Origin of the sequence: Microbacterium sp. NPDC089189 (assembly GCF_040685095.1) — a bacterium.
GTDB lineage: Bacteria > Actinomycetota > Actinomycetes > Actinomycetales > Microbacteriaceae > Microbacterium.
The window spans coordinates 166,883-191,634 of the sequence record NZ_JBFBHG010000002.1; the positions used below are offsets into that span (position 1 = coordinate 166,883).

26 protein-coding genes and 1 tRNA gene are annotated in these 24,752 nt (G+C 71.2%); 14 read left to right on the forward strand and 13 right to left on the reverse strand.

Annotation, left to right across the window (positions count from 1 at the left end; translation table 11 throughout):
• Positions 1–24 precede the first annotated feature (24 nt).
• On the reverse strand, positions 25–615 hold the full coding sequence (locus AB0N73_RS02000; RefSeq protein ID WP_363559813.1) for a DUF4190 domain-containing protein: 591 nt from the start codon (positions 613–615) through the stop codon (positions 25–27).
• Positions 616–748: 133 nt separating this feature from the next.
• On the opposite strand from AB0N73_RS02000, the gene AB0N73_RS02005 reads away from it, so the two are divergent.
• The gene (locus tag AB0N73_RS02005) at positions 749–1,459 is read left to right on the forward strand and encodes a beta-ketoacyl-ACP reductase (protein ID WP_363559815.1); all 711 of its coding nucleotides are present in this window, start codon (positions 749–751) and stop codon (positions 1,457–1,459) included.
• A 24-nt stretch (positions 1,460–1,483) separates the two neighbouring features.
• On the opposite strand, the gene AB0N73_RS02010 is transcribed toward AB0N73_RS02005, so the two are convergent.
• The 3 genes from AB0N73_RS02010 to glgC are packed head-to-tail and all read right to left on the reverse strand — an operon-like array spanning position 1,484 to position 4,147.
• On the reverse strand, positions 1,484–2,179 hold the full coding sequence (locus AB0N73_RS02010) for an alpha/beta hydrolase (protein ID WP_363559817.1): 696 nt from the start codon (positions 2,177–2,179) through the stop codon (positions 1,484–1,486).
• 37 nt (positions 2,180–2,216) lie between these two features.
• Entirely contained in the window at positions 2,217–2,858 is a 642-nt protein-coding gene (gene serB / locus AB0N73_RS02015) for a phosphoserine phosphatase SerB (RefSeq protein ID WP_363559819.1), read from the reverse strand.
• 44 nt (positions 2,859–2,902) lie between these two features.
• Positions 2,903–4,147, reverse strand: coding sequence for a glucose-1-phosphate adenylyltransferase (gene glgC / locus AB0N73_RS02020; protein WP_363559821.1), 1,245 nt, complete (start codon positions 4,145–4,147; stop codon positions 2,903–2,905).
• Between the two features lie 46 nt (positions 4,148–4,193).
• On the opposite strand from glgC, the gene glgA reads away from it, so the two are divergent.
• The 3 genes from glgA to AB0N73_RS02035 all read left to right on the forward strand — a co-directional run bounded on the left by glgA (position 4,194) and on the right by AB0N73_RS02035 (position 6,557).
• Positions 4,194–5,384, forward strand: a complete 1,191-nt coding sequence (gene glgA / locus AB0N73_RS02025; protein WP_363559823.1) for a glycogen synthase — start codon at positions 4,194–4,196, stop codon at positions 5,382–5,384.
• Positions 5,385–5,422: 38 nt separating this feature from the next.
• The gene (locus AB0N73_RS02030) at positions 5,423–6,208 is read left to right on the forward strand and encodes an ABC transporter ATP-binding protein (RefSeq protein WP_363559825.1); all 786 of its coding nucleotides are present in this window, start codon (positions 5,423–5,425) and stop codon (positions 6,206–6,208) included.
• Between the two features lie 97 nt (positions 6,209–6,305).
• Complete coding sequence (locus tag AB0N73_RS02035; protein WP_363559827.1) at positions 6,306–6,557, forward strand: type B 50S ribosomal protein L31; 252 nt, start codon at positions 6,306–6,308, stop codon at positions 6,555–6,557.
• Between the two features lie 59 nt (positions 6,558–6,616).
• On the opposite strand, the gene AB0N73_RS02040 is transcribed toward AB0N73_RS02035, so the two are convergent.
• Complete coding sequence (locus AB0N73_RS02040) at positions 6,617–7,348, reverse strand: exonuclease domain-containing protein (RefSeq protein ID WP_363559829.1); 732 nt, start codon at positions 7,346–7,348, stop codon at positions 6,617–6,619.
• Between the two features lie 69 nt (positions 7,349–7,417).
• Here AB0N73_RS02040 and AB0N73_RS02045 point away from each other — a divergent pair, with 69 nt between their 5' ends.
• Positions 7,418–8,317, forward strand: coding sequence for an alpha/beta hydrolase (locus tag AB0N73_RS02045; RefSeq protein WP_363559831.1), 900 nt, complete (start codon positions 7,418–7,420; stop codon positions 8,315–8,317).
• Here AB0N73_RS02045 and AB0N73_RS02050 read toward each other — a convergent pair.
• Positions 8,277–8,837 carry a CGNR zinc finger domain-containing protein gene (locus tag AB0N73_RS02050; protein ID WP_363559833.1) on the reverse strand — a complete coding sequence of 187 codons (561 nt, stop codon included), beginning with the start codon at positions 8,835–8,837 and terminating at the stop codon, positions 8,277–8,279. The genes AB0N73_RS02045 and AB0N73_RS02050 overlap by 41 nt on opposite strands.
• Before the next feature lie 75 nt (positions 8,838–8,912).
• Here AB0N73_RS02050 and AB0N73_RS02055 point away from each other — a divergent pair, with 75 nt between their 5' ends.
• Complete coding sequence (locus AB0N73_RS02055) at positions 8,913–9,911, forward strand: DMT family transporter (RefSeq protein ID WP_363559835.1); 999 nt, start codon at positions 8,913–8,915, stop codon at positions 9,909–9,911.
• Here the strand turns inward: AB0N73_RS02055 and AB0N73_RS02060 are convergent.
• The 4 genes from AB0N73_RS02060 to AB0N73_RS02075 form a co-directional block, all read right to left on the reverse strand.
• Positions 9,883–10,356 (reverse strand): Lrp/AsnC family transcriptional regulator, encoded by a 474-nt coding sequence (locus AB0N73_RS02060; protein ID WP_363559837.1) that lies wholly within the window; start codon positions 10,354–10,356, stop codon positions 9,883–9,885. The genes AB0N73_RS02055 and AB0N73_RS02060 overlap by 29 nt on opposite strands.
• Positions 10,357–10,429: 73 nt before the next feature.
• On the reverse strand, positions 10,430–12,190 hold the full coding sequence (locus tag AB0N73_RS02065) for an alkaline phosphatase family protein (protein ID WP_363559839.1): 1,761 nt from the start codon (positions 12,188–12,190) through the stop codon (positions 10,430–10,432).
• A 54-nt stretch (positions 12,191–12,244) separates the two neighbouring features.
• Positions 12,245–12,838: a histidine phosphatase family protein gene (locus tag AB0N73_RS02070; RefSeq protein ID WP_363559841.1), complete on the reverse strand. Its 594-nt coding sequence runs from the start codon at positions 12,836–12,838 to the stop codon at positions 12,245–12,247.
• Positions 12,839–12,864: 26 nt separating this feature from the next.
• A complete protein-coding gene (locus AB0N73_RS02075) occupies positions 12,865–13,707 on the reverse strand; it encodes a Sir2 family NAD-dependent protein deacetylase (protein WP_363559843.1) in 843 nt (280 codons plus the stop codon).
• A gap of 95 nt (positions 13,708–13,802) precedes the next feature.
• Between AB0N73_RS02075 and AB0N73_RS02080 the strand changes: the two genes are divergently transcribed.
• Positions 13,803–14,612: an RNA methyltransferase gene (locus AB0N73_RS02080; protein ID WP_363559845.1), complete on the forward strand. Its 810-nt coding sequence runs from the start codon at positions 13,803–13,805 to the stop codon at positions 14,610–14,612.
• 12 nt (positions 14,613–14,624) lie between these two features.
• On the opposite strand, the gene AB0N73_RS02085 is transcribed toward AB0N73_RS02080, so the two are convergent.
• The gene (locus tag AB0N73_RS02085) at positions 14,625–15,461 is read right to left on the reverse strand and encodes an SGNH/GDSL hydrolase family protein (RefSeq protein WP_363559847.1); all 837 of its coding nucleotides are present in this window, start codon (positions 15,459–15,461) and stop codon (positions 14,625–14,627) included.
• Positions 15,462–15,613: 152 nt separating this feature from the next.
• Here AB0N73_RS02085 and AB0N73_RS02090 point away from each other — a divergent pair, with 152 nt between their 5' ends.
• Entirely contained in the window at positions 15,614–17,455 is a 1,842-nt protein-coding gene (locus tag AB0N73_RS02090; RefSeq protein ID WP_363559937.1) for a DEAD/DEAH box helicase, read from the forward strand.
• A 51-nt stretch (positions 17,456–17,506) separates the two neighbouring features.
• Positions 17,507–18,604, forward strand: coding sequence for a VIT1/CCC1 family protein (locus AB0N73_RS02095; protein WP_363559849.1), 1,098 nt, complete (start codon positions 17,507–17,509; stop codon positions 18,602–18,604).
• Between the two features lie 84 nt (positions 18,605–18,688).
• On the opposite strand, the gene AB0N73_RS02100 is transcribed toward AB0N73_RS02095, so the two are convergent.
• Positions 18,689–18,773: transfer RNA gene (locus tag AB0N73_RS02100), tRNA-Leu, on the reverse strand.
• Between the two features lie 128 nt (positions 18,774–18,901).
• Between AB0N73_RS02100 and AB0N73_RS02105 the strand changes: the two genes are divergently transcribed.
• Both AB0N73_RS02105 and AB0N73_RS02110 read left to right on the forward strand, forming a co-directional pair.
• Positions 18,902–20,215, forward strand: a complete 1,314-nt coding sequence (locus tag AB0N73_RS02105) for a M20/M25/M40 family metallo-hydrolase (protein WP_363559851.1) — start codon at positions 18,902–18,904, stop codon at positions 20,213–20,215.
• Positions 20,216–20,246: 31 nt separating this feature from the next.
• The gene (locus AB0N73_RS02110; RefSeq protein ID WP_363559939.1) at positions 20,247–21,080 is read left to right on the forward strand and encodes an undecaprenyl-diphosphate phosphatase; all 834 of its coding nucleotides are present in this window, start codon (positions 20,247–20,249) and stop codon (positions 21,078–21,080) included.
• Between the two features lie 11 nt (positions 21,081–21,091).
• Here the strand turns inward: AB0N73_RS02110 and AB0N73_RS02115 are convergent, their stop codons facing one another.
• A complete protein-coding gene (locus AB0N73_RS02115; protein ID WP_363559853.1) occupies positions 21,092–21,955 on the reverse strand; it encodes a PAC2 family protein in 864 nt (287 codons plus the stop codon).
• Between the two features lie 96 nt (positions 21,956–22,051).
• Between AB0N73_RS02115 and AB0N73_RS02120 the strand changes: the two genes are divergently transcribed.
• From AB0N73_RS02120 to AB0N73_RS02130, 3 genes are read left to right on the forward strand one after another with little or no spacing between them, the layout of a single operon-like run.
• Positions 22,052–22,744 carry an HAD family phosphatase gene (locus tag AB0N73_RS02120; protein ID WP_363559855.1) on the forward strand — a complete coding sequence of 231 codons (693 nt, stop codon included), beginning with the start codon at positions 22,052–22,054 and terminating at the stop codon, positions 22,742–22,744.
• Entirely contained in the window at positions 22,741–23,760 is a 1,020-nt protein-coding gene (locus AB0N73_RS02125) for a tRNA (adenine-N1)-methyltransferase (RefSeq protein WP_363559857.1), read from the forward strand. The genes AB0N73_RS02120 and AB0N73_RS02125 overlap by 4 nt, the downstream gene beginning before the upstream one ends.
• Before the next feature lie 4 nt (positions 23,761–23,764).
• Positions 23,765–24,685, forward strand: a complete 921-nt coding sequence (locus tag AB0N73_RS02130; protein ID WP_363559859.1) for a hypothetical protein — start codon at positions 23,765–23,767, stop codon at positions 24,683–24,685.
• The last annotated feature ends 67 nt before the right edge of the window (positions 24,686–24,752 follow it).

Here is a 24,752-nt window from a genome sequence, read left to right on the forward strand (position 1 = left end):
CGGGCTACACCGTGAAGACGCGGTTCAGGAGCTGTAGCCGTACTCGTAGTAGCCGGGGTTGGAGGACGCCCAGGCGACGAACGCGATGATGCTCACGATGCCGATGAGCGCGAGGACGACGCCGACCCATCCGATGATCGTGCCGGCCAGCGCCAGGCCCCGGCCGCCCTCGCTACGCGTCTTGATCTGCTTCAGCGAGATGTGGCCCGTGATGACGGCGACGACCGACCCGATGAAGGGGAGGATGAAGATGATGCCGACGATCGAGAAGATGAGCGAGACGATCGCGAGCGAGTTCGTCTTCGGCCCCGTCGGGTAGGGCGTGTACGCACCCGAGCCGTAGGCCTGCGCCTGCGGGTACGCACCCGGGGTGCCGTAGACCGGCGGCGGGTACGCGCCGGGCTGGGCGTAGGGCGGTGCGTCGGCGGGAGCCGGTGCGTCGTACGCGGGCGCACCGTACGCGGGCGCGGCCGGCGGGGCGGCCGGAGGTGCCGGGGGAGCGGTCGGAGGCACCGGCGGCGCTGCGGGCGGTGCTGCGGGGGGCTGGGGCGGGAGGTCGGATCCCGCGCCGGGGACGGCCGGCTGCTCGGGACGGTCCGGGTTCTGATCGCTCATGGTGCGCCTTTCGTCGACTGGGTTCAGCGTTCCAGTGCGGACGGCGCGGTGTCAAACGGCATCGTGCACGCGCGTCATCCGTGACGGTCCTCGTTAGGGTGGAGGGTCGAGAGTTCCGAGTCGAGGAGAGTCCATGTCGAGCGACAGAGTCGTGCTGATCACCGGAGGCAACCGCGGCATCGGTCGCGCGATCGCGGGGCGCTTCGTCGCCGACGGCTACAAAGTGGCCGTCACAGCCCGCTCCGGCGAGGGTCCGGAGGGAACGCTCACCGTCCGCGCCGACGTCACCGACTCCGCGGCCCTGGACGCCGCCTACTCCGAGGTCGAGCAGAAGCTCGGTCCGGTCGAGATCGTCGTCGCGAACGCGGGCATCACCCGCGACACCCTGCTGCTGCGGATGTCGGAGGACGACTTCGACGACGTGATCGAGACCAACCTCGGCGGCACCTTCCGCGTCGTCAAGCGCGCGGCCAAGGGACTGTTGCGCGCGCGGTGGGGCCGCGTCATCCTGATCTCCAGCGTCGTCGGCCTCTACGGCTCCGCGGGACAGATCAACTACGCCAGCTCGAAGAGCGCACTGGTCGGGTTCGCGCGTTCGCTGACCCGCGAGCTCGGAACACGCGGGATCACCGCGAACGTCGTCGCGCCGGGCTTCATCGAGACCGACATGACCGCGACCCTGTCGGACGAGACGCAGGCCGAGTACAAGAAGGCCATCCCCGCCGGGCGTTACGGCACCGCAGACGAGGTCGCCGGCGTGGTCGCGTGGCTCGCCTCCGACGATGCGGCGTACATCTCCGGAGCCGTCATCCCCGTCGACGGCGGCCTGGGGATGGGGCACTGAGACCGCTCCGCTGAGCGGGCTCGCTCACCCGGCGATGGCGTCCACGATCGCCGCGCCGAGGGCTGCGGGCTTCGAGTACTGCGGCCAGTGGCCGGAGCCGAGGACGCGCACCTCCGAGGTGTCGATGGCGTTCCACTCGGCCGCGTAGGACGGCCACTGCGCGAGCATCGCCGCGAAGGCGGTGGCGTCGGCCTGCCCGGACAGCACCGTGAGCGGGATCCGATGACGACGATCGTCGCGGAGGGACACCGGGTCGGTGGGCACCCGCGCGGGAACGGAATGCGCCATGGACGCCATGAGCGTCCGTGTCTCGGTGTCGAGGTCGGCGATGTCGGCGTCGTCGAAGAAATCCCACGCGGGGAACGGGATGACGCCGTCGACGACAGGGAACTCCGAGATACCGGCCCCGTCGGGCGGCGGTGCCGTGTCGACCAGGACGATCCGCGCGACGCGATCGGGCCGCGCATCGGCGGCCGCCCAGACGACGTTGCCGCCGCCGCTGTGGCCGACGAGGATGACGGGAGCCGCGGCACGGTCGATCGCGGCGACCACGGCGTCCACCCAGTCCGCGATCCCGACCTCCGCGATGGCGCCGGCGGAGGCCCCGACGCCGGGGAGCGTCAGGGCGTGAGGGCGGTGGCCGGCCGCGCGAAGAGCCGGCTCGACCTCCCGCCAGGAGTCGGCGGCGAGCCAGAGGCCGGGAACCAGGATGACGTCCATGCACCGACGCTACCGCGGTGCGCCGACACCGGCCAGGTCACGGCAGGAGCGCGATCACCTGCGCGAGATCGACCGCGCCGACCACGACATCGGCGCGCGCCCGGACCGTCTGCTTGGCGTTGAACGCGATCCCGAGAGCAGCGGCGTCGAGCATCTGCAGATCGTTCGCGCCGTCCCCGATGGCGAGGGTCCGCCGCGGGTCCACACCGAAGCGCGCCGCCCATTCCCGCAGCGTGTCGGCTTTCGCCGCCGCGTCCACGATCGAACCGTCGACGGCACCTGTGAGCCGCCCGTCGGCGACCGCCAGGCGGTTCGCGCGCCACACGTCCACGCCCAGAACGGGGGCGAGGTCATCGAGGATCTCGTGGAATCCCCCCGACACGACGCCCACCACGCCGCCGCGATCGTGCACGGCGCGGATGAGGTCGTGGACGCCCGGTGTCGGCTCGATCCGTGCCTGTACGCGCGGGAAGGCGCTCACCGGAACACCGCGCAGCTGCTCGACGCGGCTGCGCAGGCTCGTCGCGAAGTCGACCTCACCGCGCATGGCCGCCTCGGTGGCCGCCGCGACCTCGGCGCCACGGCCGGCCTCATCCGCCAGGAGCTCGATGACCTCATTGCGGATGAGGGTGGAGTCGGCGTCCAGGACGACGAGCAGGCGCGCAGAAGAGTCGGGCATGCCTCCCACGCTAGCGCCCGCATGCGCACGGGCGACGCCGTGCGTCAGGGGTCGACGCGCACGTTCTTGCCGACGACGGTGATGCCGGAATCGGTGACCGTGAAGCCGCGTTCGAGATCACGCTCCCGATCGACCCCGACGGTCGCGCCGTCGGCGAGCACGACGTTCTTGTCGAGGATCGCGCGGTGGATGCGCGCTCCCGCTCCCACCCGCACGCGGTCGAAGACGACCGAATCCGTGATGGTGGACCCGCCGCCCGCGAGGGTCCACGGTCCCACGACGCTGCGTTCGAGGTGCGTTCCCGAGAGCACCGAACCGAGCGACACGATCGAGTCGATCGTGTTGCCGATGCGCCCGACGGCGTCGCGCACGAACTTGGCCGGGGGCGAGTTCACCAGCTGCGAGTGGATCGGCCACTGCATGTTGTACAGGTTGAACACGGGCAGGGTGGAGATCAGGTCGAGATGCGCGTCGTAGAACGAGTCGATCGTGCCGACGTCCCGCCAGTACGACCGGTCGCGGTCGGTCGAGCCCGGCACGTCGTTGCGGATGAAGTCGTAGACGCTCGCCTCGCCGCGGTTGACGAAGTAGGGGATGATGTCGCCGCCCATGTCGTGGTTGGACGTCGGCAGCTCGCCGTCCGCCTCCACCGCCTCGATCAGCGCGTCGGTGTTGAAGATGTAGTTGCCCATCGATGCCAGCACCTCGTGCGGCGCGTCCACCAGGCCGGCGGGGCTCTGCGGTTTCTCGAGGAACTCGCGGATGCGCGTGGGGTCGTTCGGGTCGACGTCGATCACGCCGAACTGATTGGCCATGCCGATGGGCTGCCGGATGCCGGCGACGGTCGCGCGTGCGCCGGAGGCGATGTGCGCGTCGAGCATCTGCCCGAAATCCATCCGGTAGACGTGGTCGGCGCCGACCACGACCACGATGTCGGGCTTCTCGTCGTTGATCAGGTTGAGGCTCTGCAGGATCGCGTCGGCCGAGCCCGAGAACCACCGCTTGCCGAGGCGCTGCTGCGCGGGCACGGAGGCGACGTAGGCGTCCAGAAGAGCCGACATCCGCCAGGTCTGCGAGATGTGCCGGTCGAGACTGTGCGACTTGTACTGCGTCAGGACGACGAGCTGACGCAGCCCCGAGTTGATGAGATTCGAGATGGCGAAATCGATCAGGCGGTACTGACCGCCGAACGGCACGGCGGGCTTCGCCCTGTCGACCGTCAGCGGCATGAGGCGCTTGCCCTCGCCGCCCGCGAGGATGATTCCGAAAACCTTGGGTGTGGCCGGCATGGCACCACACTATGCCGCGCCGGAGGGCTGTACTAGCGTCCTTGACATGCGCGTCGACATCATTTCCAAGGAGTACCCGCCGGCGATCTACGGCGGGGCCGGCGTGCACGTCGCCGAGCTGGTCGCTGCACTGCGTCAGCGCATCGACGTGCGTGTGCGCGCGTTCGGCGCGGCGCGCGACGAGGAGGGTACGACCGCGTACGGCGTGCCTGCCGAACTCGCCGCCGCCAACCCCGCGATCCAGACCCTCGGCACCGACCTCGAGATGGTCGACGACGTGGCCGGTGCCGACCTCGTGCACAGCCACACCTGGTACGCCAACTTCGCCAGCCACCTCGCCTCCCTGCTGCACGGCATCCCGCACGTGGTCACTGCGCACTCGCTCGAGCCGCTGCGCCCGTGGAAGGCGGAGCAGCTCGGCGGCGGCTACGCCGTGTCGAGCTACATCGAGCGCACTGCCTACGAGTCCGCGGCCGCCATCGTCGCGGTGAGCGGCGGCATGCGCGCCGACATCCTCCGCAGCTACCCGCACATCGATCCCGACAAGGTGCACGTGATCTACAACGGCATCGACGTCGATGCCTGGCATCCGACCGAGGACGCCGACGTGCTGGCGCGCTGGGGCATCGACCCGGGGCGCCCGGCGGTCGTCTTCGTGGGCCGGATCACACGTCAGAAGGGCTTGCCCTACCTGCTGCGCGCGGCGCGTCTGCTGCCCGACGACGTGCAGCTCGTGCTGTGCGCCGGCGCGCCCGACACGCCCGAGATCCTCGCGGAGGTCGAGGTGCTGGTCCGCGATCTGCAGGCCTCGCGCGACGGCGTGGTCTGGATCGACGAGCACCTGCCGCGCGCCGAGCTCTCGGCCATCCTGACGGCGGCGACGACGTTCGTCTGCCCGTCGATCTACGAGCCGCTGGGCATCGTCAACCTCGAGGCCATGGCGTGCGGCGCCGCCGTAGTCGGCACGGCGACCGGCGGCATCCCCGAGGTCGTCGTGGACGGCGTGACCGGCCGGCTCGTGCCGATCGACCAGGCGCAGGACGGCACCGGCACCCCCACGGATCCGGAGCGCTTCGTCGCCGATCTCGCGCGCGTGCTCACCGAGGTCGTCACCGATCCGGCGCGCGCAGCCGCCTTCGGCGAGGCCGGGCGGCGCCGCGCCGCCGAGGACTTCAGCTGGGAGCGCATCGCCGAGCAGACCGAGGCGCTCTACCGTTCCGTGCTCGACGCGCGCTGACGCGGGCCCCGGCGGATCGTGCCGGGTAGGGTGGACGTATGCCGCAGGTGCTCGATTTCTCCGATGTCGTCGTCCGCCGCAATGCGAAGGACATCGTCTCGCATCTCGATTGGCGGGTGGAGGGCGACCAACGCTGGGTGATCCTCGGCGCGAACGGCGCGGGCAAGACCACGGTCCTCCAGCTGGCGGCCTCGCTCGATCACCCCACGTCGGGCTCGGTCACGATCCTCGGCGAGCGTCTCGGACGCACCGATGTGTTCGAGCTGCGGCCGCGGATCGGCTTCGCCTCCTCCGCGATGGCCAAGCGCATCCCCGGCGAGGAGACGGTCCTGAACGTCGTCCTGACGGCCGCCTTCTCGGTGCTGGGCCGCTGGAACGAGCAGTACGACCGGATCGACGAGCGACGCGCGCTCCGCGTGCTCGGCGAGTGGAAGCTCGACCACCTGGCCGACCGCACGTTCGGCACGCTGTCCGACGGCGAGCAGAAGCGCGTGCAGATCGCCCGGGCGGTCATGACCGACCCCGAGATCCTGCTGCTCGACGAGCCGACGGCGAGCCTGGACCTCGGCGCCCGCGAAGAGCTGCTCGAGCTGTTGAGCGGCTACGCGCAGGCGCCGTCGACGCCCGCGATGGTCATGGTGACCCACCACGTCGAGGAGATCCCGGTCGGATTCACGCACGTGCTGCTGCTGCGCGCGGGCGCCGCCGTGGCATCCGGGCCCATCGCCGAGACGCTCACCGCGGACAACCTCTCGACGACCTTCGGCATGCCGATCACCGTCACCGAGGCCGACGGGCGGTACGCGGCGCGCGCCGCACGCTGACCCGATGCGGGAAACTGCTCCCGCTCCTGTTAGACTCGTCTTTTGGTGCACGCCGCACCACAGACTTTCCTCCGAAGCACTCCCGCAAGGAATTCCCATGAAGACTGACATCCACCCCGACTACCGCGCCGTTGTCTTCCGCGACCTCGGTTCGGGAGAGACCTTCCTCACGCGTTCGACGGTCACCAGCGACAAGACGATCGAGCTCGACGGCACCGAGTACCCGGTGATCGACGTCGAGATCTCGTCCGCATCGCACCCGTTCTACACGGGCAAGCAGCGCATCATGGACTCGGCCGGCCGCGTCGAGAAGTTCAACCAGCGCTTCAAGAACTTCGGCTCCAAGTAAGCCATCTTCGAGAAAGACCCCGCTTCGGCGGGGTCTTTCTCGTTGTCGGGTGCGGTGCGCTACCGGATCGGCCAGCGCCCGTCGACCGGGTCCGCCGGGTCGATGCGGCCGATCTTCACGAAGTACTCGGTGAGGCTGTCGGCCTGCTCCCGCGCCCAGCCCACCTGCCGCGTGTGGATCTCAGCGGCGGCCGGCGGCAGCCAGGGGCCGTAGCGATCGGCGAGGGCCTGCGCCACGCGTCCCGCGGCGATGGCGTCGGCCGCCGCCTCGTGCGCGCCCGTCAGGGTGACCCGGTAGTGCTCCGCGACGACGCCGAGCGTGCGCTTGCCGCGACGGAACCGGTCGACGGCCTTATCGAGCACCAGCGGATCGATCACGGGGGAGGGGTCGATGATCGGATCGACGCCGTGGCGCTCGGCCTCGTGCCGCAGCAGCGAGAAGTCGAACGGAGCGTTGTAGGCGACGACGGCCAGTCCTCGCCCGAAGATGTCGCGGAGCGCGGCGGTGATCTCCGCCACGACGACGTCCGCCGCGCGGCCTTCCGCGCGTGCGCGCTCGGTCGAGATGCCGTGGACGGCGCTGGCGCCGGCGGGGATCTCGATGCCGGGGTCCGCGAGCCAGCTGCGCGACTCGAGCACCGCGCCGTCCGCGTCGAGGACGCCGACGTGCGCGGACACGATCCGGTCGTGGCGCACGTCGACCCCGGTGGTCTCGAGATCGAAGACGCCCACGCGGCCGGCCCACTCGGGCCGCTCGAACAGGGGGAGCGGGGCGGCCGGGAACGCGTGCATGCCGTTCACGGTACGCGGATGCGCCGACACGCTGCCGGGGGCACGCCGCCGCCCTCGTAGACTCGGGGGATGAGTGCGCCCCATCCCTACGCCGAACGCCTCGCCGCGATCCCGGTGGAGCGTCGGAGCGTCGACATCCTGGGCGCGGAGACGGCGTACTGGGTCTACGGCGACCCGGATGCCGCTCAGACCCTCCTGCTCGTGCACGGGTTCCGGGGCGACCATCACGGCCTCGAGCCTGTCGTCGCCTTCCTGCCGGGTCTTCGCATCATCGCTCCGGATCTGCCGGGCTTCGGGGCCTCGGCGGCGCTGCCGGGCCGTGCGCACGACCTGGAGACGTATGCCGCGTGGCTCACCGCGTTCGCCACCGAGGTCGCGCCCGGGGCGGACCTGCTCGGGCACTCGTTCGGATCGATCGTGGCCTCCGCCGCCGTGGCCGGCGGCCTCGCCGTGCCGCGCCTCATCCTCGTGAACCCCATCGGAGCACCCGCGCTCGAGGGACCCCGGGGGGTCCTCACGCGTCTGGCGGTCCTCTACTACCGCGCGGCCGCGCGCCTTCCCCGTCCGATCGGGGAGGGGGTCCTCCGCAATCGCCTGATCGTGCGCGGCATGAGCGTGGTCATGGTCAAGACCCGTGACAAGACCCTCCGCCGCTTCGTGCACGACCAGCACGACCGCTACTTCTCGAGCTTCGCGAACCGCGACGTCCTCAGCGACGCGTTCCTCGCGTCGGTGTCGCACGACGTGCGCGAGTTCGCGCCCGACATCGCTCAGCCCACGCTCCTGATCGCGGCGGAGCGCGACGACATCACCCCGATCGAGGCCGAACGTCGGCTGCGCGCGATGTTCTCCGACGCAGAGCTCGTGGAGATCCCCGAGGTGGGTCACCTCATCCACTACGAGACGCCGCAGCCCGCGGCGGCGGAGATCACGCGGTTTCTTGCGCCTTCCGACGCCGATACGCGTTGACGTTCATGCGGTTGCCGCAGTTGCCGGTGTCGCAGTAGCGCTTCGAGCCGTTGCGCGAGTAGTCCACGTAGACCGCGCCGCAGTCGTCCGCCTCGCACACGCGCATGCGGTCGTACTGATCTGAGCGGATGACGTCGAGGACGGCCATGGCCGCTTCCACGAGCATGCGCGTCGCCAGCGGGGCGTCGTCGTCGGTCGCGTGGATGTGCCAGTCGTACGCGTCGTGACGCACGAGCCGCGGCAGGGCTCGGCCGTCGGCGAGCATCGCGTTGACCAGGGGGACGGCGGCGTCGCGGTCGGCGTCCCAGAGGGCGCGCAGACGCGGACGGATGGAGCGGATGTCGTCGAGCTCGGCCTGATCCGCCCGGATGCGCCCGGAGTAGGGGTGCTGCTGGAGGTAGGCGGTCAGCTCGGCGACGGACACGAGCGAATCGACGGCGTCGTCCGCGGTGCCGGGCAGGGTGTTCACGAGGTCGGCCGTCATCCAGAGCGAGGATCGCGTGTCATCACTGAAAATCATCTTGACTCCTGACTCGTGCGCGGTCTACTGTCACCACTGTACCCACAACTCACTCCTGACAGCTGGAGCCGCACGATGGCCGATCCCACCGCCACGATTCCGCGTTCCGCGCCCGTGTCCTCCCCGGCTCCGCGGTTCGCGGGGCTGGCGGTGGCGCTCGCGTCGGCGCTCGCGTTCTCCTCCAGCGGTCCGGTCGTGAAGCCGCTGCTGGAAGCGGGATGGACCCTCGGTGCCGCGCTCCTGCTGCGGATGAGCGTCGCCGCTCTCATCCTGTCGCCGGCGCTCGTGATCGCGCTCCGCCGTCGGCCGGGGATGCTCCGCCGCCAGTGGCCGCTGATCGTGGGCTTCGGGCTGACCGCCGTCGCGGGATGCCAGATCTTCTATTTCGCGGCGATGCAGCGGATGCCCGTCGCCGTGGCTCTGCTGATCCAGTACCTGGCCCCGGTCATGCTCGTGCTGCTCGCGTGGGTGCGCACGCGCCGGGCGCCCTCGCGCACGGTCCTCGTGGGCTCGGTCACGGCGATCGTCGGCCTCGTTCTGGTCGTCGACATCTCGGGCGCCCGGTTCGACGCGCTCGGCACCCTCTTCGCGCTCGGAGCAGCGGTGTGCGTGTGCGCGTACTTCCTCCTGGCCGACAAAGCGGGCGACGAACTGCCCCCGCTCGCGCTGGCCGCCGGTGGCCTGATCGTGGGAGCCGCGCTCATGGCCGTGCTCTGCGTGAGCGGGCTCATGCCCTTCGCGGCCCCGCCCACCACGGTGGTCCTGGGCGGGATGGAGATCCCTGGCCTCGTCGCCATCCTCTGGGTCGGTGCGGTCGCCACGACCCTCGGCTACGCGCTGGGGGTGATGGCGATCCCGATGATCGGATCGCGCCTCGCGTCCTTCGTGGGGTTGTCCGAGGTGCTCTTCGCGCTGATGTTCGCGTGGCTTCTGCTCGGCGAGGCGCCCGCGCCCGTGCAGATCGTGGGCGGAGCGCTCATCATCGTCGGCGTGGTGTTCGTCCGACTCGACCGGGCGTCGGCCGCCCAACCCCGCGGGGAGGCGGCTATCGTCCCGATCGTGCCAGCGCCATGAGCGGCGTGATCCGGTAGGGGATGATCTCCTCCATCACGAGCGAGGTCTCGGTGCGCTCGACCCCGTCGATCGCGAGGATCCGCGCGTCGGTGTCGAAGAGGTGCTGCGCGTCTCGGCACGCCACCCGGACGAGCAGATCGACCGCTCCCGACAGGCCGTGGGCCTGCAGCACTTCGGGCACCTGAGCGAGATGCTCGCGGATGCGGGGGATCTCGTGCTGACGGACGGTGACGCTGATGTACGCCGCGATGGGGAACCCGAGAACCTGGGGCGACAGGGCGCGTTGATAGCTGAGGAACGCACCGGATGCGTCGAGCCGCGTCATCCGCGCCTGCACCGTGTTGCGCGAGAGCCCGAGCCGTTCCGAGAGGGCGACGACGGTCGCGCGGTGATCCTCGGCCAGGGCACTGAGGAGTTCGAGGTCTATGCGGTCGAGGCTTGGCACAGTGCTGACGATAGCAGCGCCGGCACCCTCCGTTATGCGCACTCTGCTCAGTGCACGCCGCGTACGCCGCCGCTCACGAGGGGGTGGGCGACGGGGTCGGTCCGCTCGTGCCGGCGTCGGCGGTGAAGAGCCCGAGCCCGTGCGTGGTGAGGATGTCGTACGCGTCGGCGTACGTCTCGGGATCGGGGTGCCCCGGCCCGGCGTAGCGCGCGAGGAGCAGCCCGAGCAGGCCCTTGGCCGGGGAGGTCAGGGGTTTCAGAGAGGTCTTGAGCTCGACCACCTCGTCCTCGTCCAGGAGCGGCGGGACATAGGCCGGGGTGACGCTCGGCCAGGTCGAGGGGTGGCGCGGGGTGTCGAGGTTGGTCACGTCGAACAGCGTCCGCGCTCCTCGATCGCGGTCGGTCAACGGTTCGAGACCGTGCAGCGCACTCAGCGTCGCGATCACGGCGGCGTGGTGCATCTCGTCGTTGATGACGGTGCCGGCGCGGGTGTATGCCGACACGGCGATCGCCGGCACACGAGGGCCCAGGCGGTCGAACCGGAAGCCCATCTCGCCCTCCGGCTCGTCGGGATCGGGAGCGACCGCCGCCGGGGGCGGCACGTGGTCGTAGGTGCCGCCGTGCTCGTCGAAGGTGATGAGCAGCAGCGTGTTCATCGCGTGTGATCCAGTCGACGAGTCGGCGGTCCGCACGGCGTCGTACACCGATGCCACGAGCGCTTCACCGGCACGGACGTCGGAGATCGCGGAGTCGAAGACGGGGGAGCCATCGACATCGCTCCCGCGGACGACCCCGAACGGCGGGTGGAAGTCGTTGTGGTTGTAGACCATGCGCGGCTCGATGAAGGCGTAGGCCGGGAGCGTGCCGTTCTTGGCGTCCTCGAAGAACTGATCCATGTAGGCGAAGTGCTCGGTCTTCCAGTACTTCTCGAGGGCCGGTGCGTGCATCACCCCGGTGAGGGAGACCAGCTGCTGCTCGTCGAAGTAGATCCGCCAGCTCACGCCGGCGTCATCCAGGCGGTTGAAGATCGTGGGGGTGTCCGGGGCATCCAGCCACTTCTCGTACCCGCCGCCGCCGCGATTGGTCACGAAGCCGTGCGAGGTGGAGGCGTGGAAGAACGACCGGTTGCAGTACGTCTGGCTGGGCACCGCACAGTGCCAGTGATCGAACACCGCGAACTGCGACGCGAGCGTGGAGAGCACGGGCAGCATGGTGGGCGAGAACCCGCCCATGATCACATCCGCCTCCGCGGTCGACGGCTCGGCCCCCTTGCTCGTGCGGCGGTAGTTGGCGATGTAGTCGCGCACGAACCCGCCCATGGTCGCCGTGGCGCCCTCCGGAGGCGCGTTGTACGGGGAGCGGATGGCACGGTGCCACGCCGTCTCGTTGGATGCGGGCGACACCGTCTCGAACAGCTGGGTGTTCACGTGCGGGTAGGTCTCGCCCGGGTCGGGATCGGGCGAGCACATGATGTCGTCCGTCGCGCCGGTGTAGATGTGCGCGGGGACGCTCCGCCCGTCGGGGGCGGTGTTCGCGTACGTCCCGAACGCCAGGCCGTGGAACGTCGCCCCGGACGGAAGATTCGCCGGGGTGTAGAGGTGGCCGAGCATGTTGTCGAACGAGCGGTTCTCGCCCATGAGCACGACGACGTGGGCGAACCCGGGCTCGTTCCCCACTTTCGCGTCCCGCCCGGACACGGTCAGCGTCGTCGCTGCGGCTCCGGCGGCGCCTCCCAGCGCCAGGCCGCCGAGGGCGAGGCCCCCGACACGGAAGAAGTCTCGGCGGGAGGTCGCGGACGTGTCGGCGGGCTCCGGGGAACGGTCACGAGGAGTCATGATCGTCACAGAGTACGACACGGGGCGCACGCCCGGCGTGCTCCGACGCGCGGCTCAGACGGGCGCGTACTCGACGAGCCTCGGCGAGCCGTCCTGCCAGACGAAGCGCTGCGCCGACCCGTTGTGCAGCCGTTCGCCCGCCGCCGGCAGCCGGTCGTCGGACGCGTGCCCCAGCACCTCGCGGATGAGGGCGCCGTGCGCGACGACGAGCACGTGCGCATCGGGATCGGTCGTGTCGCCGTCGTCGACGGCCGCGGCGAGTCCTCGGAGGGCCCGCACCCGCAGGTCGGCGCGGGATTCGGCCCCCGGCACCTCCGCGTCGTGCCAGGCGCCCCAACGCTGGGCGAACTCCTCGATCGACACGCCCTCGGCTTCGCCGTAGTTGCGCTCCCGGAGGTCGCGGAACGTGCGCGGTGCGGAGATGCTCAGGGCATCGGCGATGATCTCGGCGGTCTCGCGGGCGCGCGACAGGTCGCTCGACGCGATGCGCAGCGGGACGCCCGAGGGGAGGGTCTCGAGCAGCTGGCGGCCGCGCGCCGCCGCCTGCGCGCGCCCGGTGTCGTTCAGGGGGATGTCGGTGGTGCCCTGGATGCGCCGGGCGCGGTTCCAGTCGGTCTCGCCGTGTCGGATGAGGATGAGAGAGGTCACAGGCCTGCCGGGGTGTCGAGGGGTGGTCAGTGGGGCGCGGGAAGCGTGGCCGCCAGACGGGTGAGGATCTCGCTCGTGCCGGCGTCGACCTTGACGCTCGCGCGCGCGTCGGCGCGCGTCTCGCCGCGATTGACGATGACGACGGGGAGCTTCCGGCGCCGCGCACGCTCCACCAGGCGGATCCCCGAGTTGACCACGAGCGACGAACCGGCCACGAGCAACGCGTCGGCACCGCGCACCAGCTGCTCGGCTTCGCGGAACTTCTCGGCAGGGATGAACTCTCCGAAGAACACGACGTCGGGCTTCAGCGTGCCGCCGCAGACGCTGCATGCGGGGATCGCGAAATCGCCGACCGCCTCGGGGGCCACGTCGCCATCGGGGCCGAGGGGCAGATCGGTGGTGCCGGCGAGCCACGGGTTGTCGGCCTCGATGCGGGCGGCGAGGTCGCGCCGATCGAAGATCTGGCCGCACTGCAGACAGCCGATGCGGCGCATCGTGCCGTGGAGCTCGACGACCCGACGGTTGCCGGCGCGCACATGCAGACCGTCGACGTTCTGGGTGATGACGCCGCTCGCGACACCGCTGTGCTCGAGGCGGGCGAGGGCGGCATGGCCGGCGTTGGGACGCGCGGCGTCGAACCGGCGCCATCCGAGGTGACTGCCGACCCAATAGCGGCGGCGCGAGCCCTCGTCCGTCAGGAACTGCTGCACGGTCATCGGGGTGCGCGCGGGCGCTCCCTGGCCGCGGTAGTCGGGGATCCCCGAGTCCGTCGACACGCCGGCGCCGGTGAGCACCGCGATTCGTCGACCGGCGAGGGCCTCGACCGCGCGCTCGAACGCGTCGGCCGCGGTCGGGTCGGGATCCGTCACGACTGGCACAGTACCTCCTCCTCCCGAGCCTACGCCCGCCCGTCGGTGTGTTCGCGTCGTGCGCCCGCGCCTGCTTAGCTGGATGGGGAGGGCACATGCGCATCGAGACGGTGACCGATCCGCAGGACGCGCGTCTGCGCGACTACCGGGATCTGACGGACGTGGCGCTGCGCCGCGTGAGCGAGCCGGCGGAGGGCCTGTACATCGCGGAGTCCGCGAAGGTCATCGCGCGCGCCCTCTCGGCGGGCCACCGGCCCCGGTCCGTGCTCGTCCAGGAGAAGTGGCTCCCCGAGCTCGAGGCGCTGCTGGCCGGATCCGACGCGCCGATCTACGTGGTCACCGCGGAGGTCGCCGAGCAGCTCACCGGCTACGCCGTGCACCGCGGGGCCCTCGCATCGCTCCACCGCCCGCCGATGCCCGATCCGGCCGTCATCCTCGCCACCGCGCGCACCGTGCTGGTGCTGGAGGACCTCGTCGACCACACGAACGTCGGTGCGGCCTTCCGTGCGGCGGCCGGCATGGGCGCGGACGCGGTGCTCATCACCGAGCGCTGCGCCGACCCGCTGTACCGACGCAGCGTCCGGGTGAGCATGGGCACCGTGTTCCAGGTGCCGTGGACCCGCCTGCCCCGGTGGCCCGATGCGCGCCGGGTGTTCGATGAGGCAGGGTTCCACCTGGCCGCTCTGGCCCTCGCCGACGGCGCGGTCCCGCTCGACGGCTTCGCACGCGCGCGCCCCGAACGGGTCGGGCTGCTGCTGGGCGCCGAGGGCGACGGCCTGAGCCGGGGAGCACTGTCGGCGGCCGACACGATCGTGACGATTCCCATGGCCGGCGGCGTCGACTCGCTCAACGTCGCCTCCGCGGGCGCGGTCGCCCTGTGGGCGCTGGCCCACCCGCCGGCCTGAGACCGGGCGGACTCAGCGCTCGTCGGGGGAGGCGGCGATCGGCGACGGCGCGGGGCGCTTGGCCTGCACGTGGTCGCCGGAGGACTGATGGCGGACGCGGCGGAGCACCCACGGCACCAGGTAGTTGCGCGCCCAGACCAGGTCGTCCGTCCGGGCGGAGCGCCACGTCGCGTGCGCGAGTGCCCGCGGCTGCATCGGGGCGAGCTCGTTCGGCACGTTGAGGGCGCGCAGCACCATCCGCGCCACCTCGTGGTGGCCGAGCGCGTTCATGTGGAGTCGATCGTCGGCGAAGAAGCGCGCGTCCTGGATCTCCTTGAGCGCCCACTGGTCGGCCACGATGCAGTCGTAGCGCTCGGCGATGGCGCGGAGGTTCTCGTTGTAGATCGCGACCTTGCCGCGCAACGAGCGGAACACCGGTGAGAAGTTCGTGTCGATCCCGGTGAAGACGATGAGCGTGGCGCCGGAGGAGGTGAGCCGGATGACGGCGTCCTCGAAGAGCTGCGCGATCTCGTCGGGGTCCGCGCCGGGACGGATGACATCGTTGCCGCCCGCGCAGAAGCTGATGAGGTCGGGGGAGAGGGCGAGTGCCGGTTCGACCTGCTCCGCGACGATCTGGCCGATGAGGCGGCCGCGGACGGCGAGATTCGCGTACGCGAAGTCATCGACGCCGCCGGAGAGCACCTCGGCCACGCGATCCGCCCAGCCGCGGTTGCCGCCCGGGGAATCCGGCGAGGGATCGCCGATCCCCTCGGTGAACGAGTCGCCGATCGCCACGAAACGTCGCCACGGGTGGACCCCGGGGTTCGCTGCGTCGGGGTTCTGGCTGGGCACCTGGGCATCCGTCGTCATCGCTCCTCCTTCCTCTTCAGGGTAACCGGCGGCGGACGGGAGTCCCCGGGTCGGAGTGTCCGAAACGTCGCCTATCGTTGATTCTCGCGTTCGAGACGGAGGGAGAGGTCGTGACCGACGAGACGACTCCCGACGAACCCACCCTGCGGGATGTGGCCGAGGGCGATCCGTTCTCCGCCGAGCACGAGCACATCGGCAGTTTCGCGGCCGAGCACCTGTCGCCCACCTACCCGCAGCGCGCCCCCTGGGGAACCGCGCAGCGCCTGCGCGCATGGCAGGCCGAGGCGCTGGATCTGTACTTCTCGCTCGACGGCCCGGACGGGCCGGGCAAGGGCCCGCGGGACTTCCTCGCTGCCGCCACCCCGGGCGCCGGGAAGACCACGTTCGCCCTCCGTCTGGCGAGCGAGCAGATGCGGCGCGGGGTGATCGACCGCATCGTCGTCGTCGCCCCGACCGAGCACCTGAAGACGCAGTGGGCCGATGCCGCGGCCCGGGTGGGCATCCGGCTGGACCCGCACTTCAGCAACCGGCACGCGCTGCCGTCCCGGCAGTACCACGGCGTCGCCGTGACCTACGCGCAGGTGGCCGTCAAGGCGTCCGTCCACCAGTACCTGATCATGGACAAGCGCACCCTCGTGATCCTCGACGAGGTGCACCACGGCGGCGACGCCCTCAGCTGGGGCGACGCGTTGCGCGAGGCCTACGGCCGCGCCACACGGCGGCTGCTGCTGTCGGGAACGCCCTTCCGCTCCGACACGGCCCCCATCCCGTTCGTCGAGTACCACCCCGATCATCAGGGCGTCCGCGTCTCGCGCACCGACTACCGCTACGACTACGGCCGCGCCCTCGAGGACGGCGTCGTTCGCCCCGTCCTGTTCATGGTGTACGCCGGGCAGATGCGCTGGCGCACCAAGACCGGCGACGAGATGGAGGCTCAGCTCGGCCAGGACAACACCAAGGACATCACCGCGCAGGCCTGGCGCACCGCGCTCAGTCCCGACGGCGAGTGGATGTCGGCGGTGCTGCGCTCCGCGGACCGCCGTCTGAGCGAGATCCGCACCCAGGTGCCGGATGCGGGCGGCCTCGTCATCGCGACGGACCAGACCGCGGCGCGCGCCTACGCCGAGCTCCTCGAGCAGATCTCCGGGCAGAAGCCCACCATCGTGCTCTCCGACGAGGCCGAGGCGTCGAGCCGCATCGAGCACTTCTCCGCGAGCGAGGACCGATGGATGGTCGCGGTGCGGATGGTGTCCGAGGGCGTCGACGTGCCGCGGCTCGCGGTCGGCGTCTACGCCACCTCCGCATCCACCCCGCTGTTCTTCGCCCAGGCGATCGGCCGCTTCGTGCGCGCCCGCCGGCGCGGCGAGACGGCGAGCGTGTTCCTCCCGAACGTTCCGCAGCTGCTGGCGCTCGCGAGCGAGATGGAGCGCCAACGCGACCACGCGCTCGACCGCGAGAGCGACGCCGAGGACATGTGGGACGCCGAAGAGGACGCGATGAACGCGGCCGAACGCGAAGATCGCGCCTCGGACGCTCTCACCCAGGAGTTCAGCTACGAGGCGTTGGGGGCGAAGGCGCATTTCGACCGCGTCCTGTTCGACGGCAAGGAGTTCGGCCAGCTCGCCGTCCCCGGCACGCCGGAGGAGGAGGAGTTCCTCGGCATCCCCGGCCTTCTCGAGCCCGAGCACGTCCACGAGCTGCTCATGCAGCGCCAGAGCCGGCAGGGCCGGCACCGTCAGGTGCGCGAGGCGCGGGAGAGCGCCGGCGAGCAGGAGCCGGCGCCCGACATCCCCGCGCCGCTGCACCGCACCCTCAAAGAGCAGCGGCAGCTGCTCAACAGCCTCGTGGGCCTGTATGCACGCCAGTCCGGCGAGGGGCACGGCCTGGTGCACGCCGAGCTGCGGCGGATCTGCGGCGGGCCTGCCGTCTCGCACGCCTCCGTGTCGCAGCTGCAGGCCCGCATCGACGTGCTGCGCCGCCGCGTGCGAAGCTGAGCACCGCGTCCACCGCCGCGTCGGCGGTGGGCACCGTCGAAGGGAACGGACGTGACCGGATCGCCCGCGCCTGAGGGTGCGACCGCGCGGGACCGCCGCCGATGGGCGCGGTATCTGGTCGACGAACGGGCCGAGGCCGCCGTCTACCGGCAGCTCGCCGAGAGGCGCACGGGGGAGGAGCGCGAGATCCTGCGGGCGCTCGCACAGGCCGAGGGGCGCCACGAGGCGCACTGGCTCGCGCTCCTCGGCGGCGAGCCCGCACGGCTTCCCCGGGCATCGGTCGGTACCCGCATGCTCGGATGGATGGCGCGCCACTTCGGAGCCATCTTCGTGCTGGCCCTCGCGCAGAACGCCGAGCGTCGCTCGCCCTACGACGGTGATCCCGCCGCGACGCCCGCCATGCGGGCGGACGAGAAGATCCACGCCGAGGTCGTGCGCGGGTTGGCGGCCCGCGGACGCCGACGGCTGTCCGGAGGATTCCGCGCCGCCGTGTTCGGCGCGAACGACGGGCTCGTCTCCAACCTCGCGCTCATCCTGGGCATCGGTGCGACGGGCGTCGGGTCGCAGGTCGTGTTGTTCAGCGGCATCGCGGGACTCCTGGCGGGCGCGCTGTCGATGGGCGCCGGTGAATTCGTGTCCGTGCGGTCGCAGCGCGAGATGCTCGCCGCGACCGAGCCCAACGAGGATGCGCACGATGTCCTGAGCGATCTCGACCTCGATGCCAACGAGCTGGCGCTGGTCTACCGGGCCCGCGGGATCGATCCCGTCGAGGCCGACCGCCAGGCGCACGATGCGCTGCGCCGAGCGGCGGAGGCCGCACCGCCGCTCGCGCGGCGTCACGGCGTGGTGCCGCGGTCGGACGACGATATCGTCGGAGGCGCGTGGACCGCAGCGCTGTCGAGCTTCCTCTGCTTCGCGTCGGGCGCGATCATCCCGGTGCTGCCGTGGCTGTTCGGGATGAACGGAGCGCCGGCCGTCGTTCTGGCGCTCGTGCTGGTGGGTCTGGCGCTGGTGGGCACCGGGGCGACCGTCGGCCTGCTCTCGGGCGGGCCGCCGCTGCGACGAGCGCTGCGCCAGCTCCTGATCGGCTACGGCGCGGCCGCCGTCACGTACGGGCTCGGGCTGCTGTTCGGCGTCGCCCTGGGCTGATGCCGCCGGGGCGGGTCGGTGCCGCGGTGCCGACGGCATCCGACAACGGAAAAAGGGCCCCTGTCGGGACCCTTTTTCCTTCTGTGCGCGAGGGGGGACTTGAACCCCCACGCCCTATACGGGCACTAGCACCTCAAGCTAGCGCGTCTACCTATTCCGCCACCCGCGCATCTTTTTTTCGGTTTCGCAACCGAGGATCGACACTAGCACGTCCTCGGACCCGACCAGAATCCGGCGCCGTTCCCGCGTGTGTCGCCGGCGCCGGGGGACCCGTGACGAGCGGCTAGCCTGGCTGACATGACGGATGACCTCGACCCCGCGGAGCAGGAGCTCCCCGAGGTGGCGCGACTGGCGCGAGACCTCATCCGCATCGACACCACGAACTTCGGCGGCGGCCGGGCGGCGGGGGAGCGCGAGGCCGCGCAGTACGTGGGCGACTACCTCGCGTCGCTGGGGCTGACGCCCGACTACTACGAACCGGTTCCCCGGCGCACCAACGTGATGGCCCGCGTCGCCGGCGCCGATCCCACGCGCCCCGCCCTGGTGCTGCACGGTCACCTCGACGTCGTGCCGGCTGTGGCGGAGGACTGGAGCGTCGACCCCTTCGCCGGTGTCGTGCGCGACGGCATGCTGTGGGGGCGCGGCGCGGTCGACATGAAGAACATGAACGCGATGATCCTCGCGTCGGTGGCCGAGCTCCTGCGCGCGGGCGAGCGCCCCGCCCGCGACCTCGTCCTGGCATTCTTCGCCGACGAGGAGAACGGCGGCGTCGAGGGGTCGACGCTCGTCGTGCGCGACCGCCCCGAGTGGTTCGCGGGCGCGACCGAGGCGATCAGCGAGGTCGGTGGCTTCTCGGTCGATGTGGGGGACCGGCGGGCCTACCTGCTGCAGGTGGGCGAGAAGGCACTGCTCTGGCTGCGACTGGTCGCCCGCGGGGCGGCGGGGCACGGCAGCCGGCACCATCCCGACAACGCCGTCACCCGGCTGGCGGAGGCTGTCGCCGCGATCGGCCGGACCGAGTGGCCGCTTCGACTGACAGACACCACCCGGCACTTCCTCGACGAGATGTCGGCGCTCACGGGGCTACCCACGAACGACCCCGACGCGCTCGCGGATGCGGCGGGCCCCGCTTCCGCCTTCCTCCGGGCGTCGCTGCGCACGACCGCGAACCCCACCGGGCTGACCGCGGGCTACAAGCACAACGTGATCCCAGACCGCGCCGAAGCCCTGATCGACGTCCGCGTGCTCCCGGGCACCGAGGACGCGGCGCTGGCCGACATCCGGCGCATCGTGGGCGACGGGATCGAGATCGAGACGGTCGTGCGGGATGTGGGTCTCGAGACGCCCTTCGCGGGCGACCTCGTCGACCGCATGGTCGCCGCCCTGTCGCGCCACGACCCCGAGGCGCCGGTCATCCCGTACCTGCTCGGGGCGGGCACCGACAACAAGGCGCTCTCGCGGCTCGGCATCACCGGATACGGATTCGCTCCGCTGCGCCTCCCCGCGGGACTCGATTTCACCGGTATGTTCCACGGAGTCGACGAGCGCGTGCCACTCGAAGCACTCGTCTTCGGCCAGCGCGTGCTGACCGATCTGCTCCGCACCTGTTGACCGCACCCCGATCATCGAAGGACCGTCGATGCTGCATTTTCTCGAGGCGCTGCTGCTCGGACTCGTCCAGGGACTCACCGAGTTCCTGCCCGTGTCCTCGAGCGGCCATCTCGCCATCCTCGGCGCCTTCCTGCCGACGGCTCAGGACCCCGGGGCGGCGTTCACCGCGATCACCCAGATCGGCACGGAAGCCGCCGTCGTCATCTTCTTCTGGCGTGACATCGTGCGGATCGTCTCGCACTGGTTCGGCTCGCTGAGCGGCCGCATCCCCCGCAACGACCCCGACGCCCGCATGGGGTGGATGATCATCATCGGCTCGATCCCGATCGTCGTGCTGGGGCTCCTCTTCCAGGACCAGATCGAGGGCGTCTTCCGCTCGCTCTGGCTGGTCGCCGGGATGCTGATCTTCTTCGGCGTGCTCCTCGGCATCGCGGATGCGGTCGGCGCCCGTCGTCGCAAGCTCAAGGACCTCACCGTCGGCGACGGCGTGGTGTTCGGCCTCGCGCAGTCGCTCGCCCTCATCCCCGGTGTGTCCCGCTCGGGCGGCACGATCACCGCGGGGCTCTTCCTCGGGTACGAGCGTGCCGCGGCGGCGCGGTACGCCTTCCTCCTGGCCATTCCCGCGGTGTTCGGCAGCGGCTTCTACCAGCTCTTCAAGGTCATCCGGGAGCCCGAGGTCGACCCGCCGTTCACGCTGTGGGAGACGGGAGCGGCCACGGTCGTCGCGTTCGTCGTCGCGCTGTTCGTCATCCGGTTCTTCATGGCCTGGATCTCGAAGCGCAGCTTCCTGCCGTTCGTGATCTACCGGGTGGCGCTCGGCGCCTTCGTCATGGTGATGCTCGCGACGGGCGTCATCGCCGCCTGACGAGCCGGAGGTCAGCGCCGCGGGTCGCCCGGGCCGGGCTTGCCGGGGCCGTCGCCGCGACGGCGCAGGTACTGCTCGAACTCCTGGGCGATCGCGTCGCCGGACGCCTCGGGGGAGTCCCACGTGTCACGGGTGCGCTCCAGCTGGTGGATATACTCCGTCATCTCCTCGTCGTCGGCGGCCGCCGCGTCGATCGAGGCCTCCCAGGCGACCGATTCGAGGGCGAGGTCGGCGCGGGGGATGACGGCGCCGGTGAGCTTCTCGAGCCGGTCGAGCAGGGCGAGGGTCGCCTTCGGCGACGGGGTGTGCCCGGCGACGTAATGCGGGACGCTCGCCCAGAGGCTGGCGGAGGGGATGCCGGCCGCATCCGCCATCTGCGAGAGGACGCTGAGGATGCCGACGGGGCCTTCGTAGGTGCTGCGTTCGAGGTCGAACCCGGTGCGCAGGCTCTCGCTGTCGCTCCCGGCGAAGATCGAGATCGGCCGGGTGTGCGGCACATCCGACATCATCGATCCGAGCCCCACGAAGCCCGTGATGTCCTCGGTGAGGGCGATGTCGATGATCTCGGACGCGAACGCTTTCCAGGCGCGGGCGGGTTCGACGCCCAGCAGCAGCCAGATCTGCGTGCCGTCGGCGGGGCCGGTCGGGCGCAGCAGAACGGTCTCGGGCCAGGTCAGGGTGCGGCGGCCGTCCTCGTCGAAGCCCGCCTGCGGCCGTGTGTACTGGTAGTCGAAGTAGAGCTCGGGGTCGACGGAGTAGATCTGCTCGTACGAGCCCTCCGCGCGCAGCAGCGACAGCGCCGCCGAGGCAGCCTCGCCGGCGTCGTTCCAGCCGTCGAATGCGGCGATGAGAACGCGGCGTCCGAGTCCTTCCACGCAGTACTCCCTCCTGGCGCAACAGAATCCCTCCAGGATAGGCGCAGCACGCCCCGCGCGGCTCGGTCCTCGTCGCGCGCCTCGTAGCATGGGACGGTGAGCGCCTTCCTTCCCGACGCCGTCCTGTGGGACATGGACGGCACTCTCGTCGATACCGAGCCCTATTGGATGGCGGCCGAAGGCCCCCTCGTCGAGAGCTTCGGGGGGACGTGGTCGCACGAGCAGGCGCTGCAGATGGTGGGTCTCGGTCTCGACGACGCCGCGCGTCTGCTGCAGCAGGCCGGAGTCGCGCTCGGCGAGGGCGAGATCATCGACACCCTGACGTCGCGCGTGATGACCTCGCTCGCGACCGACGGCGTGCCGTTCCGGCCCGGCGCACGCGAGCTGCTCGCGAGCCTTCGCGCGGCGGGCGTGCGTACCGCGCTCGTGACGATGTCGCTGCGGCGGATGGCCGACACGGTCGTCGATCTGATCGACTTCGACGCGTTCGACCTCATCGTCGCCGGCGACGACGTCGCGCGCCCCAAGCCCTTCCCCGATCCCTACCTCCAGGCCTGCGAGGCTCTCGGCGTCGATCCCGCCCGGACGGTCGCGATCGAGGACTCCCCGAACGGGCTCCGCTCCGCCGTCGCCGCCGGCACCGTCTCGCTCGGCGTCCCCCACATGGTCTCGCTCGAAGGCGTCGGCGCGCGTGCGCTGTGGGCGACGCTCGAGGGCACCACCGCGGCCGACATCGCCGATCTCTTCTCCGCCCATGCGGCGCCGACCTCTCAGGACGTGACCCGATGACCTCTGTCTCCGCCGCCCCGCGCGGCCCTTTCCGATACGGCGATCGGGTGCAGCTCACCGGTCCGAAGGGGCGTCTGCACACGATCACGCTCCGTGAGGGCGGCGAGCTCCACACGCACCACGGGGTGCTGCGACACGTCGACCTGGTGGGGCTCCCGGACGGCTCGGTCGCCGCCAACAGCGGTGGGCACGAGTACCTGGCCCTGCGGCCGCTGTTGCGCGACTTCGTCATGTCGATGCCGCGCGGCGCGGCCATCGTCTACCCCAAGGACGCGGCGCAGATCGTCGCCCAGGCCGATATCTTCCCCGGTGCCGTCGTGGTCGAAGCCGGCGTCGGCTCCGGCGCGCTCGCGCTCTGGCTGCTGCGCGCCGTCGGCCCCGACGGCCGTCTGCTCTCGTTCGAGCGTCGTGAGGACTTCGCCGAGGTGGCGCGCGCCAACGTCGCGACGTTCCTCGGCGACGCTCCCGACAACTGGAGCGTCGAGGTGGGCGATCTCGTCGAGCGCCTGCCGGTCGCGGCGGAGCCCGGGAGCGTCGACCGCGTCGTGCTCGACATGCTGGCGCCGTGGGACTGCATCGACGTCGTCGCGGACGCCCTCGCCCCCGGCGGCGTGGTCATCTGCTACGTCGCGACTGCGACCCAGCTCAGCCGCGTGGCGGAGTACATCCGCGCGACGGGACTGTTCACCGAGCCCGAGGCCAACGAGACGATGGTGCGCGGCTGGCACGTGGAGGGTCTCGCTGTGCGGCCCGACCACCGCATGGTGGCGCACACCGGGTTCCTGCTCAGCGCACGCCGCCTCGCGCCCGGCACGATCGCCCCCGAGCAGAAGCGCCGCGCGTCGAAGACGAGCTACACGGACGACGACGTCGAGCTGTGGACGCCGGGCGCGGTGGGCGAGCGGCAGATCACCGACAAGAACCTGCGCAAGCGCGTGCGGGAGGCCCGACGCGCAGCCGACGCCTCGCTCGCCGCGGGCGGCGGCGAGGACGAGCGCACCGAGCGCTTAGACTGATCCGGTGCGCAGACTCCCCGCCGCCGCCGCCAGCCTCGGGCTCGTCGCCCTCGCTCTCGTCGGATGTTCCGCCGCCCAGACCCCGACCTGCGATCGGACGGCTTCGGTCGGCGATATCGGCGACCTGGTGACGGTCGAGGGCGAGCCGGGGCAGCGTCCCGACGCCGACGTCCCCTCGCCGTTGCGGATCTCTTCGCTGCAGTACCAGGACGTGGTGACCGGCGACGGAACGACGATCGTGTCCTCCAACCAGGGCCTGGACCTGGGGCTCACGCTCATCAACGGCACGACCGGTGAGACGATCGTCGATCTGGGCTACGACGGCCAAAGCGCGCTTTCCGCGATCGACGCCTACGCGCAGACGATCCCGGCGTTCGACGAGGTGCTCCACTGCGCGACCGCGGGCTCCCGCATCGTCGCCGGCCTCGCCGAGGGCGACATCGCCCCGACCGTGCTGGAGACCTTCGGCGTCGACGAGGGAACCCCGGTCGTCGCCATCATCGACGTCCGTGACGTGCTGTTGTCGGCGGCGAACGGCGCCGAGCAGTTCAACGAGAGCCACGGCCTGCCGACGGTCGTGCGCGCACCCGATGGCCGCCCCGGCATCATCGTCCCCGAGGCGGAGGCACCCGATGCCGCCGTCATCCAGACGCTGAAGCGCGGCGACGGCGCGACGATCGAGGACGGCGACACCGTCTACGTCCACTTCAGCTCCGTGTCGTGGGACGACCCCGCGGCCACGCTCCAGACCTCGTGGGACGCGGCACCGCAGCCCGTGACCCTCGCCCCGGGCGACGACCCCGTCCTGAACGCCCTCCGCGGCGCGACGATCGGATCGCAGATCCTGCTGGTCGCACCGCCGACCGCCGACGCCACCGACGGCCCTACCGTCTACGTCTTCGACGTTCTCGGAACCCTCGGCTGACACGGTCGCGCGGCGTCGATCCCGCCCGACGGCGCGCGCCTAGGATGGGGGAGTGCCCCCGATCGAC

Bases quoted from the DNA above. Each gene is read 5' to 3' on its own strand.
- AB0N73_RS02000 (WP_363559813.1), bottom strand. From the start codon at position 615: ATGAGCGATCAGAACCCGGACCGTCCCGAGCAGCCGGCCGTCCCCGGC.
- AB0N73_RS02005 (WP_363559815.1), top strand. From the start codon at position 749: ATGTCGAGCGACAGAGTCGTGCTGATCACCGGAGGCAACCGCGGCATC.
- AB0N73_RS02010 (WP_363559817.1), bottom strand. From the start codon at position 2,179: ATGGACGTCATCCTGGTTCCCGGCCTCTGGCTCGCCGCCGACTCCTGG.
- serB (WP_363559819.1), bottom strand. From the start codon at position 2,858: ATGCCCGACTCTTCTGCGCGCCTGCTCGTCGTCCTGGACGCCGACTCC.
- glgC (WP_363559821.1), bottom strand. From the start codon at position 4,147: ATGCCGGCCACACCCAAGGTTTTCGGAATCATCCTCGCGGGCGGCGAG.
- glgA (WP_363559823.1), top strand. From the start codon at position 4,194: ATGCGCGTCGACATCATTTCCAAGGAGTACCCGCCGGCGATCTACGGC.
- AB0N73_RS02030 (WP_363559825.1), top strand. From the start codon at position 5,423: ATGCCGCAGGTGCTCGATTTCTCCGATGTCGTCGTCCGCCGCAATGCG.
- AB0N73_RS02035 (WP_363559827.1), top strand. From the start codon at position 6,306: ATGAAGACTGACATCCACCCCGACTACCGCGCCGTTGTCTTCCGCGAC.
- AB0N73_RS02040 (WP_363559829.1), bottom strand. From the start codon at position 7,348: ATGCACGCGTTCCCGGCCGCCCCGCTCCCCCTGTTCGAGCGGCCCGAG.
- AB0N73_RS02045 (WP_363559831.1), top strand. From the start codon at position 7,418: ATGAGTGCGCCCCATCCCTACGCCGAACGCCTCGCCGCGATCCCGGTG.
- AB0N73_RS02050 (WP_363559833.1), bottom strand. From the start codon at position 8,837: ATGATTTTCAGTGATGACACGCGATCCTCGCTCTGGATGACGGCCGAC.
- AB0N73_RS02055 (WP_363559835.1), top strand. From the start codon at position 8,913: ATGGCCGATCCCACCGCCACGATTCCGCGTTCCGCGCCCGTGTCCTCC.
- AB0N73_RS02065 (WP_363559839.1), bottom strand. From the start codon at position 12,190: ATGACTCCTCGTGACCGTTCCCCGGAGCCCGCCGACACGTCCGCGACC.
- AB0N73_RS02080 (WP_363559845.1), top strand. From the start codon at position 13,803: ATGCGCATCGAGACGGTGACCGATCCGCAGGACGCGCGTCTGCGCGAC.
- AB0N73_RS02085 (WP_363559847.1), bottom strand. From the start codon at position 15,461: ATGACGACGGATGCCCAGGTGCCCAGCCAGAACCCCGACGCAGCGAAC.
- AB0N73_RS02105 (WP_363559851.1), top strand. From the start codon at position 18,902: ATGACGGATGACCTCGACCCCGCGGAGCAGGAGCTCCCCGAGGTGGCG.
- AB0N73_RS02125 (WP_363559857.1), top strand. From the start codon at position 22,741: ATGACCTCTGTCTCCGCCGCCCCGCGCGGCCCTTTCCGATACGGCGAT.